General features: G+C 60.7%; 18 protein-coding genes. 6 read left to right on the plus strand and 12 right to left on the minus strand.

Going from position 1 to position 16,076, the window contains the following annotated elements; genetic code table 11:
• Nucleotides 1-308: 308 nt before the first annotated feature.
• Nucleotides 309-1,322 carry a zinc-binding alcohol dehydrogenase family protein gene (locus AC13RE_RS08960; protein ID WP_488562690.1) on the minus strand — a complete coding sequence of 338 codons (1,014 nt, stop codon included), beginning with the start codon at nt 1,320-1,322 and terminating at the stop codon, nt 309-311.
• 104 nt (nt 1,323-1,426) lie between these two features.
• Between AC13RE_RS08960 and AC13RE_RS08965 the strand changes: the two genes are divergently transcribed.
• Nucleotides 1,427-1,831: a winged helix-turn-helix transcriptional regulator gene (locus AC13RE_RS08965; protein ID WP_488483737.1), complete on the plus strand. Its 405-nt coding sequence runs from the start codon at nt 1,427-1,429 to the stop codon at nt 1,829-1,831.
• On the opposite strand, the gene AC13RE_RS08970 is transcribed toward AC13RE_RS08965, so the two are convergent.
• A complete protein-coding gene (locus AC13RE_RS08970; protein WP_488562691.1) occupies nt 1,796-3,013 on the minus strand; it encodes an MFS transporter in 1,218 nt (405 codons plus the stop codon). The genes AC13RE_RS08965 and AC13RE_RS08970 overlap by 36 nt on opposite strands.
• Nucleotides 3,014-3,331: 318 nt before the next feature.
• Here AC13RE_RS08970 and AC13RE_RS08975 point away from each other — a divergent pair, with 318 nt between their 5' ends.
• Complete coding sequence (locus AC13RE_RS08975) at nt 3,332-4,279, plus strand: diacylglycerol/lipid kinase family protein (protein WP_132716170.1); 948 nt, start codon at nt 3,332-3,334, stop codon at nt 4,277-4,279.
• Between the two features lie 5 nt (nt 4,280-4,284).
• Here AC13RE_RS08975 and AC13RE_RS08980 read toward each other — a convergent pair whose 3' ends face one another.
• Entirely contained in the window at nt 4,285-5,625 is a 1,341-nt protein-coding gene (locus AC13RE_RS08980; RefSeq protein WP_488562692.1) for a glutamine synthetase family protein, read from the minus strand.
• A 288-nt stretch (nt 5,626-5,913) separates the two neighbouring features.
• Between AC13RE_RS08980 and AC13RE_RS08985 the strand changes: the two genes are divergently transcribed.
• Entirely contained in the window at nt 5,914-7,281 is a 1,368-nt protein-coding gene (locus AC13RE_RS08985; protein WP_488562693.1) for an aspartate aminotransferase family protein, read from the plus strand.
• Here the strand turns inward: AC13RE_RS08985 and AC13RE_RS08990 are convergent, their stop codons facing one another.
• Nucleotides 7,282-7,896: an NUDIX hydrolase gene (locus tag AC13RE_RS08990; protein WP_488562694.1), complete on the minus strand. Its 615-nt coding sequence runs from the start codon at nt 7,894-7,896 to the stop codon at nt 7,282-7,284. It abuts the gene before it with no gap.
• Between the two features lie 50 nt (nt 7,897-7,946).
• Entirely contained in the window at nt 7,947-8,966 is a 1,020-nt protein-coding gene (locus AC13RE_RS08995; RefSeq protein ID WP_488562875.1) for a glycosyltransferase family 2 protein, read from the minus strand.
• A 96-nt stretch (nt 8,967-9,062) separates the two neighbouring features.
• Here AC13RE_RS08995 and AC13RE_RS09000 point away from each other — a divergent pair, with 96 nt between their 5' ends.
• Nucleotides 9,063-10,031 carry a lysylphosphatidylglycerol synthase domain-containing protein gene (locus AC13RE_RS09000; protein WP_488562695.1) on the plus strand — a complete coding sequence of 323 codons (969 nt, stop codon included), beginning with the start codon at nt 9,063-9,065 and terminating at the stop codon, nt 10,029-10,031.
• A gap of 15 nt (nt 10,032-10,046) precedes the next feature.
• On the opposite strand, the gene AC13RE_RS09005 is transcribed toward AC13RE_RS09000, so the two are convergent.
• Genes AC13RE_RS09005 through AC13RE_RS09020 form a run of 4 tightly spaced genes read right to left on the minus strand, consistent with a single transcriptional unit; the run spans nt 10,047 to nt 12,423 of the window.
• Nucleotides 10,047-11,288: an RNA polymerase sigma factor gene (locus tag AC13RE_RS09005; protein ID WP_488562876.1), complete on the minus strand. Its 1,242-nt coding sequence runs from the start codon at nt 11,286-11,288 to the stop codon at nt 10,047-10,049.
• 10 nt (nt 11,289-11,298) lie between these two features.
• Nucleotides 11,299-11,676, minus strand: a complete 378-nt coding sequence (locus AC13RE_RS09010; protein ID WP_488562696.1) for a YciI family protein — start codon at nt 11,674-11,676, stop codon at nt 11,299-11,301.
• A 14-nt stretch (nt 11,677-11,690) separates the two neighbouring features.
• Nucleotides 11,691-12,053 (minus strand): YciI family protein, encoded by a 363-nt coding sequence (locus AC13RE_RS09015; protein ID WP_488562697.1) that lies wholly within the window; start codon nt 12,051-12,053, stop codon nt 11,691-11,693.
• A 10-nt stretch (nt 12,054-12,063) separates the two neighbouring features.
• A complete protein-coding gene (locus AC13RE_RS09020; RefSeq protein WP_488562698.1) occupies nt 12,064-12,423 on the minus strand; it encodes a YciI family protein in 360 nt (119 codons plus the stop codon).
• Nucleotides 12,424-12,579: 156 nt separating this feature from the next.
• On the opposite strand from AC13RE_RS09020, the gene AC13RE_RS09025 reads away from it, so the two are divergent.
• On the plus strand, nt 12,580-12,810 hold the full coding sequence (locus AC13RE_RS09025) for a hypothetical protein (RefSeq protein ID WP_488562699.1): 231 nt from the start codon (nt 12,580-12,582) through the stop codon (nt 12,808-12,810).
• A gap of 17 nt (nt 12,811-12,827) precedes the next feature.
• Here AC13RE_RS09025 and AC13RE_RS09030 read toward each other — a convergent pair whose 3' ends face one another.
• The 3 genes from AC13RE_RS09030 to AC13RE_RS09040 all read right to left on the minus strand — a co-directional run bounded on the left by AC13RE_RS09030 (nt 12,828) and on the right by AC13RE_RS09040 (nt 15,169).
• The gene (locus AC13RE_RS09030) at nt 12,828-14,330 is read right to left on the minus strand and encodes an AMP nucleosidase (RefSeq protein WP_488562700.1); all 1,503 of its coding nucleotides are present in this window, start codon (nt 14,328-14,330) and stop codon (nt 12,828-12,830) included.
• Between the two features lie 119 nt (nt 14,331-14,449).
• Nucleotides 14,450-14,626, minus strand: coding sequence for a hypothetical protein (locus tag AC13RE_RS09035; protein ID WP_015339266.1), 177 nt, complete (start codon nt 14,624-14,626; stop codon nt 14,450-14,452).
• Nucleotides 14,627-14,830: 204 nt separating this feature from the next.
• Nucleotides 14,831-15,169 (minus strand): DUF2147 domain-containing protein, encoded by a 339-nt coding sequence (locus tag AC13RE_RS09040; RefSeq protein ID WP_112335671.1) that lies wholly within the window; start codon nt 15,167-15,169, stop codon nt 14,831-14,833.
• Between the two features lie 464 nt (nt 15,170-15,633).
• On the opposite strand from AC13RE_RS09040, the gene AC13RE_RS09045 reads away from it, so the two are divergent.
• Nucleotides 15,634-15,897 carry a sel1 repeat family protein gene (locus AC13RE_RS09045; protein WP_015339268.1) on the plus strand — a complete coding sequence of 88 codons (264 nt, stop codon included), beginning with the start codon at nt 15,634-15,636 and terminating at the stop codon, nt 15,895-15,897.
• Nucleotides 15,898-16,076: the final 179 nt, after the last annotated feature.

Here is a 16,076-nt window from a genome sequence, read left to right on the forward strand (position 1 = left end):
GAGCCGACAGGAGTCGGTTAGTGCACGAATGCTACTGACGGCAAAGGCAATCGACTACTACTGTCGCTAGGCATCGAAAGATGGCTCCGGTTAATCGGTATGGAAAACGCTGTTCCCCACGTGCGGAGAAGTCGCGCCGAAGGCATCAAAAGTCAAGAGGCGGACCTGCCTAAACGCTCGATCCTGCGATAAAAATTTGTTTAGGCGGCTGCAAATTTTTGCGATGCAACAAAACCTAGTGCCAATGCGTTAAAACAATGCGGCCGGACGATATTCGCCCGGCCTGATCTGTCGCGAATATTGGTCGCTCAGAAGCCGGCCAGAACGACCTTGCCCTTCATCTTGCCGGTCTCGACGAGGGCATGCGCCTTCTTGAGATTGGCGGCGTTGATCGTGCCCGCGGTCTCGGTCAGCGTCGACCTGATCTTGCCGGCATCCACCAGTTCGGCGATCTTCGTCAACAGCTTGTGCTGCTCGATCATGTCGGCCGTGTTGTAGAGGGGGCGGGTGAACATCATCTCCCAATGGATCGATATCGCCTTCCACTTGAAGGGCACGACATCGAGCGTTTTCGGATCGTCGATAAGGGCGAATCGGCCCTGGGGCGCGATGGCCTCCGCGATCGAGGCGATGTGATCCAAGGTGTTGGTCGTCGAGAAGACGAAGGCGGGGGCGCCGATGCCGAGCGCCTCGATCTGTGGCGCAAGCGGCTTCGAATGATCGATGACGTAGTGGGCGCCCAATTCCTTCACCCAGGCCTGCGTTTCCGGGCGGGATGCTGTCGCGATGATGGTGAGATCGGTCAGCGCGCGGGCGATCTGGATGGCGATCGATCCGACGCCGCCAGCCCCGCCGATGATGAGAATGGTATTGGCCGTGCCGGGAACCGGATCCTGCACCTTCAGCCGGTCGAACAGCACCTCATAGGCGGTGATCGAGGTCAGCGGCAGTGCGGCAGCCGCCGGAAAATCGAGGCTCTTGGGCTTGGCGCCGACGATGCGCTCATCGACGAGATGGAATTCGGCATTCGAACCGTCGCGATTGATGGCACCCGCATAGAAGACTTCGTCTCCCGGCTTGAACATGGTGACGTCGGGTCCAACCGCCCTGACGATGCCCGCCGCATCCCAGCCAATGATCTTGTATTCCCCCTCGGGCGGGGCAACGTTGGCGCGGACCTTGATATCGACCGGATTGACCGAAACCGCCTTCACCTCGACCAGCAGGTCATGGCCCTTTGCCTCGGGCGTCGGCAGTTCGATGTCGATCAGCGATGTCTCTGCGGAAATGGGTTGTGGTTGCTTATAGGCGACTGCGCGCATGGGAGAAGCTCCTGGGTTGGTTGCACAGAGGCTAGATGCGCATTATCCTTAAAAGGCGCAAGAATGCACAATTTCTGTACGTAGGTACAAAAAGGATACTGTCGATGTCGGTTCCCCGCTCCAAGCTCGTCGGAAATTTTCCAGGTTGCCCGGTCGAGGCGACGCTGAGTGTGCTCGACGGAAAATGGAAGGGCGTGATCCTGTTTCACCTGATGGAAGGAACGCTGCGCTTCAATGAAATCCGCCGCAAGCTGCCATCGGTGACGCAGCGCATGCTGACCAAGCAACTGCGCGAACTGGAAGAATCCGGGCTGCTGTCACGCACCGTCTTTCCGGTGGTGCCGCCTCGCGTCGAGTATGCGCTGACGCCGCTTGGCGCCAGCTTGGGGCCGATCATCAAGGCGATGGCCGTGTGGGGTGAGGAGAATGTATTTTGCCATGACGGGCGCCAGCAGCTGGGCGCCTCTGGCATGTCATGCGCGCCCGGTACGGCGCTCCAGGCCAACTGAAACGGCGAAGACTGCGAGGCCCGCGACGGAAAGCACCGCGCCGACATAGCCGGTCGCAGCCGCCGTGAAACCCCAGGAGATCACCAGCCCACCCAGCCAGGCGCCGAGCGCATTGGCGATGTTGAAGGCGGAATGATTGGAGGCGGCGGCCAGCGTCTGTGCATCCGCGGCCACATCCATCAGCCGCGTCTGCACGGCCGGGCACGCTGCAAAGCCGCAGCCGATCAGGAAGACGCATATGCAGAGCATGATCGGGTTAGCCGCCGTCAGCGAGAAGAGCGTCATGATGACGATGTTGAAGATCATCATGCCGCCGATCGTGCCCTTGATCGAGATATCGCCAAGGCGCGAACCGACGATGTTGCCGACATTCATGCCGATGCCGAAGAGAGCCAGCACAACCGGCACCATGGCGGAACCGAGTCCGGCAACATCGGTCGTCGTCGTTGCGACATAGCTGAAGATCGAGAACATGCCGCCGAAGCCGACGGCAGCGACGCCGAGCGAAAGCCAGACCTGGATGCGCTTCAGCGCACCGAGTTCACGGGCGATGCTGGCGCCTTCCTCGACCCTGTCCTTGGGAAGGAAGAGGGCGATCAGCAGCATGGTGGCGAGGCCGATGGCGCCGACCATCGTGAAGGCCGCGCGCCAATTCAGAAGCTGTCCCAGGAAGGTGGCGATCGGCGTGCCGATCAGCGTCGCGATCGTGAGACCAAGCATGACCTGGCCGACGGCGCGCACGCGGCGATGCACCGGCACCATCGAGGCGGCAACGAGTGCAGCGACGCCGAAATAGGCGCCATGCGGCAGGCCGGTGATGAAGCGAAGCGCCGTGAAGCTTTCGAAGGTCGGCGCAAAGGCGCTGGAAATATTACCGGCAGCAAAGATCGCCATCATCAAAAGGAGCAGCGTGCGTCGCGCCATCTTGGCGGCAAGCACGGCAATGATGGGCGCACCGACGACGACGCCGAGCGCATAGGCGCTGATGACATGGCCCGCTTCCGGGGTTGTCACGCCAAAGGTGTCGGCTACATTCGGCAGAAGTCCCATGATGACGAATTCACCCGTGCCGATACCGAAGCTGCCGACGGCCAACGCCAAAGTTACCAGCGCGATCGCGGTGCGCGACGGCGCTTCCAGGGCGGTTTGGGTGTCGAGGGCCTCGACGGCAATATCGCTCACGAAAACTCCTTGGGCGACATACGAAGATCACATGCCGCGAATCAGACGGTAAACTCCGGTTATGCGGTGTTCAGTGCATCAAACTGGGATATGGGACTGGCGAGGCACGGACATGCCCCGTTGATACTATCAGTGACCGAGGCGCATCTGTCGCGTGCGTTTTTTGCAGTGCAGCATGTCGGATCGCGCATAAGTGTGCTGCAGTCGAGATCGGCGAAACGGCTATAACGCTTGAAATCGGTCCATCCAAAACCATCTGAGAAGAAGCGCACGGGGCCTCAGCCCCTGATACAATTTGCGGAAAGACCGAGAGCCCCAATGAAGTTGATCGGCTTTTTCAATCGCGATGGCGGAACGTTCCGCACGACTGACATGGCTGCCTATGAAAAGAAAGCGGAACAGGTCTTCCGCGACGCCGGTCACGATTTCGAAGCTGTTGTCGTAGAGGGGCGCAACGTCGTTTCGGCGATGGAGCGCGCTGCACGCCGCGACGACATCGACGGGATCGTTGCGGGCGGCGGCGATGGCACCATTTCGGCGGCCGCGGCCATTGCCTGGAAAAACGGCGTCGCCCTCGGCGTCATCCCGGCCGGCACCATGAACCTCTTTGCTCGTTCTCTGCGCCTGCCGCTAGACATCTGGCAGACGCTGAACGTTCTTGCGACGGGGGAGGTCGACAATGTCGATATCGGCAGCGCCAACGGTCGCGCTTTCATTCATCAGTTTTCAGCGGGCTTGCATGCGCGCATGGTCCGTTACCGCAATGGTTATACTTATCGCTCGCGCATCGGAAAGATGTCGGCCAGCACGCGCGCGGCCTTCGGCGTCATCGCCAATCCGCCGGAATTCGACGTCGACTTCGAGGCCGTCGGCATTCGCGAGCGCCGGCATGTCTCGGCGATCTCGGTTTCGAACAATCCCTTCGGCGCCAATGCGCTGCTGTACGCCGATAGCCTGCGCAGCGGCGAGCTGGGCTTCTACACTGCGAAACCGCTGCGACCGCTCGGTGTCGCACGGCTTGCCATCGACATGCTGCGGGGCCGGGTTCGCGAGAATGCCGATGTCATGGTCATGCACGCGCCGGAAGTGAATCTGCACTTCCCGAAACTGCGCCAGCTCGCCAATTGTGTGATGGACGGCGAGCTGTTGCCGCTCGAGCGCGATGTGACGCTCAAAGTGCATCCCGGCGAACTCAAGGTGATGGTCCGAGAGGGGACGGCCGCCAGCGTTGCGCGCGAAGGCGCCGTCGACAGCGTCGCCCTCTGACGGCTTCAGAGGCGGGGCAGGTAGGTCCTGTAATCGAAATCGGAAACCGTGCGCAGGTGGCCGAGCGCTTCCTTATGCTTCGTCTCGCCGTAGAGCTTCCGATACCGCTCACCGAAAACATCGGCGATGAAGGCCGAGGCGCGGAAACGCTCGACGGCAGTCAGGAAATCATGCGTCAGCTTGGGCGCATCGGTCGGCACGTGAGCCGGCGTCGTCTCCTCACCGGGATCGAGGTCGTTCTCAAGGCCCAGCAACATACCGCCCAGGATCGCCGCCAGCATCAGATAGGGATTGGCATCCGCACCTGCGACACGGTGCTCGATGCGCGCGCCCGGCCCGTCTTTTTCCGGGATGCGCACGGCCGTGCCGCGATGGCCGAAGCCCCAGGTGAGATCGACCGGGGCAAACGAGCCCGGCTGGAAGCGGCGGTAGGAGTTGGCATAAGGCGCAAACACCAGCTGAGCATCCTGCAAGGTCTGCAGGAGGCCCGCGCAGATCGACTTCAGCCTCTTCGGCTCGCCGCCGGCCGCATCGAGGACATTGCGCCCCTGAGCGTCGATGATACTCGCATGCACATGCAGCCCCGAGCCGGCATGGTCGGTATAGGGCTTTGCCATGCAGGTCGATTTCAGGCCATGCTTGCGTGCCGCCTGTTCCGCCACGCGCTTCAGCATGATGCAGTCATCCGCAGCCGCCAGCGCATCCGGACGATGCAGCAGGTTGACCTCGAACTGGCCGGGGCCGAACTCCGCCGTCGTCGCATCCGCCGGCAACCCCTGCGCCCGGGCGTAGGCGCGCAGCGTTTCGAGGTAATCGTCAAGGAGATCGACGGCATCCATATCGTAGAGCTGAAAGCCGTTCGGTTCGCCCCGATAGGTCAGGGCCGGCGGCGGCGAGGGAATGCCTTTCTCACGCCAGTCTCCGGCCAGAAGGTAGAATTCCAGTTCGGTCGCGATGACGGGCGTCAGGCCGAGCGCCTTGTAGCGATCGACCACGGCCGAAAGAATGGCGCGCGGGTCCTGGAAGCTCGGGCTGCCGTCGAGCTCGTGCATGGTCGCCAGCACCTGCTTCGATCCCGCCGGCGCCCAGGGCATATCAGCCAGCGTGCGCTTATCGGCAACACAGGTACCGTCCGGATCACCGATCGTCAGCGACAGGCCTGTGATATCGTCATTGTCGTCACCCCAGATATCGAGCGATTGCGTCGAGGTCGGCAGCCGCACGGCGCCGGACCAGACCTTCTTTTCGGCTGAAATCGGGATCTGCTTGCCGCGCAGCCGGCCGTTCATGTCCGAGATCAGCACTTCGATGCGCGCGTTACCTTCGGTTGCGTTGTCGGCCGCCATGCTCTTGTAAATCCCCAATGCTCACGGCATGGTCGTAAACCAAGATAGCTTGCAGTCAAGTCCGGCTGCGTTGCGCTCCGGTGCTTAGCCCCTCACCCTAGCCCTCTCCCCGCACATGCGGGGAGAGGGAACTCTCCAGTGCTCAGCTGTGCTCAAAGCGGCATGGGGCAGGATAACCCCCTCTCCCCGTTCGACGGGGAGAGGGCTGGGGTGAGGGGCCATGCACAGAGTCGCGGCGCTCAAGGATTTGCCTGACAGGCACCAATCGCAATGAGGTGAGTTTCAACCATGTCCGATACGTCCAGCCGCTCCAATCTCGCCGCCCTCGATGCCGCCCATCACCTCCATCCTTTTGCCGATATGCGCAAGCTCAATGCCGAGGGTGCCCGCATCATCCAGCGCGGCGAGGGTGTCTATATTTTCGATGCGGAAGGGCGAAAATATCTCGACGGTTTTGCCGGCCTCTGGTGCGTGAATATCGGCTATGGCCGCACCGAAATCGCCGACGCTGTCGCCAGGCAGATGAACGAACTGCCCTATTACAACACCTTTTTCGGCACCACGACCACGCCGGCGACGCTTCTCGCCGAAAAGGTCTGCGCCCATGCGGGGCCGCAGTTCAACCATGTCTTCTTCACCAATTCCGGCTCGGAGGCCAACGATACCTGGTTTCGCATGGCGAGGGTTTATTGGGCTGCGGTCGGCAAGCCGACGAAGAAGACCATCATCGCCCGCAAGAACGGCTATCACGGCTCGACGGTCGCCGGCGCCAGCATGGGCGGCATGAAATATATGCACGAGCAGGGCGACCTGCCGATCCCTGGCGTCGTCCATATCGGTCAGCCCTATTGGTATGCCGAGGGTGGCGATCTCTCGCCGGAGGAATTTGGTCTCAAGGTCGCTCGCGAACTCGAAGCCAAGATCGACGAGCTGGGTGAAGACAATGTCGCAGCCTTCGTCGCCGAGCCGGTGCAGGGTGCCGGCGGCGTCATCATTCCGCCGTCGACCTATTGGCCCGAGATCGCGCGCATCTGCAAGGTGAGGAACATCCTGCTCGTCTGCGACGAGGTGATCTGCGGCTTCGGCCGCCTCGGCGCATGGTTCGGCCATCAGCACTTCGGCGTCGAGCCGGATCTGGCCCCGATCGCTAAGGGACTGTCGTCGGGCTATCTTCCGATTGGCGGCGTGCTGGTCAGCGACCGCATCGCCGATGTGCTCATCAATGAAGTCGGCGAATTCAATCACGGCTTCACCTATTCAGGCCACCCGGTCTGTGCGGCAGCCGCCCTCGAAAACCTGCGGATCATCGAGGAGGAAAGGCTGGTCGAGCGCGTGCGCGACGATATCGGCCCTTACTTCGCCAAGGCTTGGGGCAGCCTCGCCGATCACGACATGGTCGGCGAAGCCGTCAGCATCGGCTTGATGGGCGGCCTGCAGCTCGCCGCCGATAAATCGACGCGTCGCCGTTTCGAAAAGCCTGACACCATAGGTTCCGCCGTCCGCAACTATGCCCTGGCGAACGGCCTGGTCTTGCGCGCCACGGGCGACCGCATGCTGGCCTCGCCGCCGCTCGTCATCAGCCATGAGGAGGTGGATACCATGGTGCGGATCGCGCGTGGGGCGCTCGATGCCGTGTGGGTGGAGAATAAATCGTAGTCAGGGCTTAGGTTTCGGCACGTCCCACTTGCCCGCCTTATGAAGGGCAAGGGTCAGCGCCGCAACATGGATGACCTGGATCATCTTGCCTTCCAGCGCCAGCTCGATGGCTTGGCGGATCGGCATGCGGATCAACCGGATGCGCTCGGTCGGGTCGTCCGCCGGCCTGCTTGCAAGTTCGACATTGCGGGCAATAACGATATGCGAGTGGTTTGTATGCGTGGCAGGATTGGGTGCAAGCTTACCGACATAATCCCATTCGGTGGCTGAAAGCCCCGTTTCCTCGCGCAGTTCGCGCGCGGCCGCTTCGACCGGACTTGCATCATTCGCATCCACGGCTCCGCCAGGGAGCTCGAGCGCCACGACGCCGAGGCCGTGACGATACTGCTGAACAAGATAGATATGATCCTCGGCATCAAGCGCGATGATCCCGACCCAATCGGGATATTCCAGCACGTAATAGGGCGCGATCTCCACGCCCTCCGCTGTCACGCAGTTATCCGCACGAACCTTCAGCCAGCGATCATGAACAAGGCGTGTCGAGCTTGTTGTCCGCCATGATGGCAGGTCTGCCGTGTCCGATAGCTGGCTGTTGATGTCGTCTTTCGAGCTCATGCGCGGCTCAGCTCCTGTTGCCGATAGACGCGGGCCTAAGCACGATAGGCCTAGGCGTCCTGATGATCTCGATCGAAGATCTTGCGCACGATATAGTTCGGCGAGAGATCGTCGCGATAATAGATGCGGGCGATCATTTCGGCGAGGATGCCTGTCGTGATCATTTGCACCGACGACAGGAGCAGCACGACGCCGACCATCAGCAGCGGGCGGCTGCCGATATCGTCGCCGAAGATGAACTTGTCGATGAAGAGCCAGAGCAGGATGATGCCGGCAAGCGCGCCGAGGCCGAGGCCGAGCGAGCCGAAGAAGTGTCCTGGCCGCGCCTTGTAGCGCATGAAGAACATCACCGACAGCAGATCGAGGATGACGCGGAAGGTGCGCGAGATCCCGTATTTCGACGTGCCGTGCTGGCGGGCGTGATGGGTGACCGGAACTTCGCCGATGCGCGAGCTCGGCACGACACCAGCAACCCAGGCGGGGATGAAGCGGTGCATCTCGCCCATCAGCTTTACCTGCTTGATGATGGAGGAGCGATAGATCTTCAGGCTGCAGCCATAGTCGTGCAGCTTGACGCCGGTGATGCGGCCGATCAGGTAATTGGCGCACCAGGAGGGGATCTTGCGCAGCAGCAGGCCGTCCTGACGGTTCTTGCGCCAGCCGACGAGCAGGTCGAGCTGGCGCCGCTCCAGTTCGTCGACCATCGAAGGGATATCCTTCGGGTCATTCTGCAGATCGCCGTCCATGGTGGCGATCAGGCGGCCGTTGGCCGCATCGATACCGGCCTGCATGGCCGCGGTCTGCCCGAAATTACGCTGAAGCTCGACGATGCGCAGCGTGAGCCCTTCCTGCGAAAGCGAGCGGCGGGCGTTGACGAGCGTCGCGTCCGTGCTGCCGTCATCAACCAGGATCAGTTCCCAGGATTTGGCAAATCCGCTCATGGCGGCACAGATGCGCTCGATGAGCGGTCCGACGCTTTCTTCCTCGTTGAAGACGGGCACGACCAGCGAAAGCTCGAGAGGGCTTTCCGGATCGGCCTGGGGGAGGGTCGACTCTGCCGTTGTCTGCAACACTTCTTTCTCCTAAAAGACCGGCAGTACTTGCCGGACGAAACGAGCGAAAAGTCCGGTTTCAGCCTTCCGCTCGCATTTGGGTGCCCTAACTACATGAAGACTCCGACGGTTGCCAGCCGACAGAATTGGTTTATTCGCAACCGAATGACGCTGCTGACGCTCGCAGTCGTCCTTGCCTATGCCGTCTTCATCGAATGGTTCTGGGGCTGGACCTCGATCCTGGCGCAATGGGGTAAGGTCGGCGCCCTGCCGATCCTTCTGGCGCTGGCGCTCCTGACGAGCACCTATTTCCTGCGCACCTGGCGCATCTACGATTACTTCCCAAAGGAAACCTCCGGTCATTTCGCAGCGCTGTTCCGTGTGACGCAGGTCCATAATCTGCTGAATATCATGATGCCCTTCCGAACGGGGGAAACCAGCTTCCCGGTGCTGATGCGCTCCGAATTCGGCATTCCTCTGGCGCGGGGAACTTCGGCGCTGTTCGTCATGCGGCTGCTCGACCTGCATGCGCTGCTGGCCGCAGCCGGCGTCGGCCTTGCGCTTGCTTCGCCCTATCATGTCCTGGCCTGGATCGTATGGGCAGCCTTCCTGCTGCTGCCGGTCGGTGGCTTCGCCTCTCGTCGGCCCCTGATCCGCCTTGCCGCCCGCGCCCTGCCAAAGAAGGCGCAAGGGCTGGTGCATGAGCTTGAGCGCGGCCTGCCGGTTGATGCCGGCGCCTTTGCGCGCGCCTGGCTGACGACGATCGTCAACTGGCTCGTCAAGGTCGTGGTGCTCGCTTGGGCGCTTGGCCTCATGAACGTCACGCCGCTTTCAGCAAGCTTCGGCGGCGCTCTCGGCGGCGAATTATCATCAGTCCTGCCGGTGCATGCGCCCGGAGGCGTCGGCACTTATCCGGCCGGGATCACTGCCGGCGCCATGGCTTTTGGTGCTTCGAGCGCCAAGGAGGCAATCGAAAATCTCGCACAGGCGAGCATCAACGCTCACCTGCTGATCGTGGTTTCTGCGTTGACGGGAACGGCGATCGGATTGCTGATCTCGCGCAAGCGCGTACCCATGGCTTAAAAAACAGCAGCATTTTTAGTGCCGGATCTGGTCGCCGAGCTCGGCCAATCGCTTTCGTAGGAATGCCTGCTCCGGCGTCTGCTGGCATAGCGAAAGCGCCGTTTGATAGGATTGCCGCGCCTCATCCGTCCGGCCAAGCTGGCGCAGAAAATCGGCTTTTGCGGCGTGGGTGAGGTGATATCGTGCCATCCGTTCCTCTTGCAGCAGCCCATCGACGATGGAAAGCGCTGCCAGCGGACCGTCGCGCATGGAGACTGCCACCGCCCGATTAAGCTCGATCACAGGGGAGGGGTTCGCCGTCAGCAGCAGATCATAGAGCATCACCAGCTTTCGCCAGTCGGTATCCTCTGCAGTCATGGCGCGAGCATGTTCCGCCGCGATCGCCGCCTGCAGTGCATAGCTGCCGACGCTATCTGCCGCCATCGCTCTTGCTGACAGCGCCAAACCTTCGCGGATCTGACCATGATCCCACAGCGCACGATCCTGATCGACGAGCAGCACGAGATCGCCGGAGGTATCGGTGCGGGCATGTCGCCGCGAATCCTGCAGCAGCATGATTGCCAGCAGTCCTTCGACTTCCGAATCCGGCAATAGCTGCAGCAAAAGCCTGCCGAGGCGTATGGCCTCCACGGCGAGATCGGTCCGCACGATCGCAGCACCCGATGATGCCGAATAGCCCTCGTTGAAGACGAGGTAGATGACATGCAGCACCTGCGCCAGCCGCTCCGGCAGCTCGGTCTTGCCGGGAACCTCATAGGGAATATGTTCGGTGCGTATGCGGGTTTTGGCGCGAACTATGCGCTGAGCGACTGTCGGAGCAGGAATCAGAAAGGCATGGGCGATCTCTTCCGTCGTCAGCCCGCAGACCTCTCGCAACGCCATCGCCATCCGCGCTTCGGCTGGAATAAGCGGGTGGCAGCAGGTGAAGATCAGTCGCAGCATGTCGTCCTCGATCTCCTCGCTTTGCGATGTCTCCATTATCTCGCCCTCCGGATAGAGGCTGTCGGCAATGTCGGCCTGGGCAGCGTCGAAACGCGTGCGCCGCCTTATATTGTCGATGGCGCGAAAACGTCCGGCGGAGACGAGCCAGGCATAGGGATTGGCCGGGATGGTCTCCTCCGTCCATTGCTGCGACGCTGCTGTAAAGGCATCGTGAAGGGCTTCCTCCGCTCGGTCGAAATCGCCAAGCAGACGGATCAGCGTTGCCAGCACGCGGCGTGAATGGCTGCGATAGATGCCGTCGATGGTTTGGTTCAGCGACACGGCGTCAGCCTTCCTCTGCCATATCTCCCCGAAGGGTCAGGATACGAACCGGACGGATTTCGACGGCGCCATAGCGCGCCGAGGGAATGCGTTTGGCGATATCGACAGCGTCATCGAGGTCTGCTGCTTCGATGAGGTAGAAGCCGGCCAGATGCTCCTTGGTCTCCGCGAACGGTCCGTCCGTTACCGAAAATGTGTCGCCGTCCGGACGGACGACGATCGATTTGTCTCGGAGCGCCAGTGCATCGGAAACGATCATGGTGCCGTCCCGCCGCAAGCCCTCGTCGAAGACGAAGTGCTCGCCGATCAGATGGTTCATCTCGTTCGGCGTCAATCGTCCGTCGACATCGACTGTTGTGTAGATCAGGCATAGAAACCGCATGTCTTCTCCTCTCGCTATTCATTCGGAAAGCGGATGTCGAAGGCGGCGCGAACCTCGATCATGCCGTAGCGGGCAACGGGGAAGGTGGCGGCGATCGCGGTCGCTTCCTCCATATCTCGGGCTTCGATCAGCACGAAGCCGCCGAGATGTTCCTTGATCTCCGCGAACGGGCCGTCGGTAACGGCGGTTTCGCCCCTGCGTACGCGGACGGTTTTCGCAGTCTCCGGCTCGCGCAAGGCATTGGCGACGATGAGGTGGCCGCTCTCGCGCAGCCGGTTGTCATTGTCGACCGAATCCTGCGTCAGCTTTCGTCCTTCCTCTTCGGAAAGCTTGGCGATTTCTGCGCTCTCGAACCAGACCTGGCAAAGAAATTTCATGGTAACCTCCTCAAACGTCCGGGCCGAAATTATAGATCGGCCGTACCTCGATAGCGCCGAGCTTGGCGAGCGGAATGCCGGCGGCAATCCGAATCGCATCGTTCAGATCCTTCGCCTCGATCAGGATGAAGCCGCCAAGATACTCCTTGGTTTCGATGAAAGGTCCATCCGTCACCGCCGTCTCGCCGTTGCGGACCCGCACCGTTACCGCAGACTTCGGCGATTGCAGCGCTTCGGCGTGGATCATATTGCCGCTCGCCATCAGGTCGCGGTCATAGCCGAGCGAATCCGAATCGAGCTTGTGCTTTTCATCCTTGGTCATGACGTCGAGCGTCGTGCCATCGAACCAGACCTGGCAGAGATATTTCATCGCAGCGTCTCCTCTTTCAATTTGCTGACAGCCATAGACGAGCGGCCGCCAAGCAAATCGACATCCCGATCCGCAGCATGACAAAAATTTTCGGTGCTGTCGAAAAAGCCTGAGCCCGGTCGACCAGTTCCGTCAACACCATAAGGAGAGACGGAAATGTACAGTCTGGAAGCCGCAATCGTGCATAACTGGCAAAAGAAGACACTGTCGGAAGAGGAGCTGCTAGACGCAGCCGATGTCGGCAGGGTCGTGTTCCGCATCTGGGTCGGCTTGGCGGGCTTTGCCCTGCTGATCCTGTGCCTGAGCTGGGGTGCGCAGCCAAACGACGAGCGGCCGCAAGTCGCGGCCGCTGCTAATGCATATTCGGTGCCCGTGGATGGGCAGTAGGAAGCAAGGGCTGTCGTTTACTGGAACGCCGTTTCGAAGAAGCTGCGCAGCTTGCGCGAATGCAGTGCTTCCGGCGGCATGGCAGCCAGTTTCTGGATCGCGCGGATGCCGATCTGCAGATGCTGGTTGACCTGGGTACGATAGAAGGCGGTCGCCATGCCCGGCAGCTTCAGTTCGCCATGCAAAGGCTTGTCTGAAACGCAGAGCAGCGTGCCATAGGGAACACGGAAGCGGAAGCCGTTGGCAGCGATCGTTGCCGATTCCATATCGAGCGCGACGGCGCGGGCTTGCGACAGCCGCTTGACCGGGCCGGCCTGATCGCGCAGTTCCCAGTTGCGGTTGTCGATGGTGCCGACAGTGCCCGTGCGCATGATGCGCTTCAGCTCGAAGCCCTCATAGCCGGTGATTTCGGCGACGGCGGCCTCAAGCGCGACCTGCACTTCGGCGAGCGCCGGGATCGGCACCCAGACCGGCAGGTCGTCGTCAAGAACATGGTCCTCGCGCATATAGGCATGGGCGAGCACATAGTCGCCGAGCCGCTGGCTGTTGCGCAAGCCCGCGCAATGGCCGAGCATCAGCCAGGCATGTGGGCGCAGCACGGCCACGTGGTCGGTGATCGTCTTGGCGTTGGAAGGGCCGACGCCGATATTGATCATGGTGATCCCGGCATGGCCCTTCTTCTTCAGATGATAGGCCGGCATTTGCGGCAGTCGCGGCGCGGCCACATCGCCCTCGGGCTGGCTGGAACCAGCCTTCGTGATGATATTGCCCGGTTCGACGAACTCGGTATAGCCATCGCCGCCGCTCGCCATCAGGTCGCGCGCCCATTTGCAGAACTCGTCGATATAGAACTGATAGTTCGTGAACAGCACGAAATTCTGGAAATGCGCCGCACTGGTCGCCGTGTAGTGGACGAGGCGGGCCAGCGAATAGTCGATGCGCTGCGCAGTAAACGGCGCAAGCGGCGAGGGCTCGCCCGGCGGCGGGATATATTCGCCGTTGGCGATTTCGTCGTCCGTGGTGTTCAAGTCCGGCGTGTCGAAGAGGTCGCGCAGCGGAATGTCTTCGAAAACGGTGGCGGTTGCTTCGACGTGAGCGCCTTCGCCGAAGGCGAAATGAATTGGGATAGGTGTCGTCGATTCTGACACGACCACCGGAACATTATGGCTGCGCATCAGGAGCGTCAGCTGCTCCTTGAGATAATGCTTGAAGAGCTGCGGGCGGGTGATCGTCGTCGTGTAGACGCCGGGTGCCGTGACATGGCCGTAGGAGAGGCGCGAATCGACATGGCCGAAGCTCGTGGTCTCAATGCTGACCTGCGGATAGAAGGCGCGGTAGCGCGCGGTGATCGGCGCGCCTTTGGCAAGCTTGGTGAAATTGTCGATCAGGAACGCGGTGTTGCGATCGTAAAGCTCCGTCAGCGCTTCCACGGCCTTGCCCGGATCATCGAAGGTCCGTGGCTGGAACGGGCTGGGAGAGGAAATGTCGAGGGGTGAAAAGGGAGAGATTCTGTTGCTCATGCGCCATTATAGAGTGTCGTTGGTTACAAGCAAACGACGTTGCAACAAGCGGCCCGGATTCTCGCAGCTATTTTTAGAGCCACCCACTGGCCTGCGCGAGGATTACGCGCAGACGTTTGTTACTGTACCGTCGTGCAGTAAGGCGCGCCGGTCTGCACGCAGGTGAAGCTTGCGCCGAAATGCGATTGTGCGCCGCTGCGGCCGGCGTGTTCGACCGCAACCGAGAAGCTGAATGCGAAGACGGCAGCAAACAGCATGATAACAACGAAGCGCCGTGCGATGATGATCGAGTCCATATTCCTGGCCTACCCGTGCCCTATACTGGACACTGTTTTGCCATGGTCAGGCTGAACAGGTGCTGAGATACCGGTTCATCCGGCGTTCAGAAATATTACCGGTTTCGAATGGTCGCCGGCCACTCCTCGCAGGCTAATAATAAGAGCCCGCCGGCGCCAGGCGGCAGGCACGTCGAGTGCTTTCTGGGACAGGCAGGGGCTGTTTTAGAGCTTCGTCCAGGTCTGCGACTTGCAGAATACCTTCAGCACGCAGCCCTGCATCTTGATCTTGTTGCCGCTGACCGTGCCGGAGCCGCTATAGGTTTTGTCTTCGGAAGGGTCCGTAAGCTCGCCCGTATAGCTGTTACCTGTGCCCTGCATCTTGCCGATCTGCTTGCCGGCATATTTGCCTGTCTTCAGGGTCACGCAATAGCTGTCGCCGCAGGGAGCGATGGCAGCCGTGTCGCCAGCCACCGTTTTCCAATTGCCGACGATCGGTTCTTCGGCAAGAGCGGCACTCGCACTCATCAGCAATGCGATCGCGAGAACGGTAGTGCGGATCATGGTGTCATTCCTCCCCCAAGGCGCATCCGGTTCTGTGACCGGGAATGCAGTGAGATTATCTAACGCGAACGTAAAGGTAAATATGGTTTTCGGAGCTCAAATACCCGTTTCGGCGGGTATTCGAGCGCCGTCGAAACACGACATCGAATTCAACTGCGCTCTTTTTGTGGTGAAGAAAGAGTTTAAATCCAAATCTTAACGGAAGGTTAAACACGCCCGAAAATCCTTAATTTGCAAGGGAAGCGATGTTTAACAAAATCCCAAGTTTACCAAGCATTTGCACTTTGTTTGCATCGAATTAATCATGCATTTTAGGCGTTTTTTGAAAGCCGTCTGCGATAGTGAAGCCATCAAACGAGCGGGGCAAACCCGCCGGCCGGAAGAACCGGAAAGCCGCGTATGACGGCAAGGTTCGGACGGAAAACAGGGCAGATACGAACAGAAGTCAAACAGGGATAATAGCAATGGCACGCTTTGAAACGCCGATGTCTGGAAATGCCATGATGGGTGGTAACAGCGCCGATGCCCTTTGCGAACTGGGCGTGAACTACGCGACCGGCAGGGGCTGCAATGCGGACCTCGTTGCCGCCCACAAATGGTTGAATATCGCCGCCATCCGCGGCAGCGAGCGCGCCGCCGAGCTTCGCGCCGACGTTGCCGCGACCTTGACCAAGATGCAGCTCGCAGCAGCGCTGCGCGCCGCCCGCGAATGGATGACCACGCACTAGAGCCGGATGATTTTAGGTCTGTTCGACCTAAAATCTGAATCCGCTCTAGAATCAAAGAAATAGAGCGTGATGTCGTCCGAAAACCGCCTGCACTTTTCGGCATCACGCTCTAAGGCGTGCCGTAGGCAATGAGACTTCCTGACCTCGACGGAGGGGATATCGGCGATCGACGGGAGGCG

The organism is Martinezella sp. CNPSo 3959 (assembly GCF_057784355.1).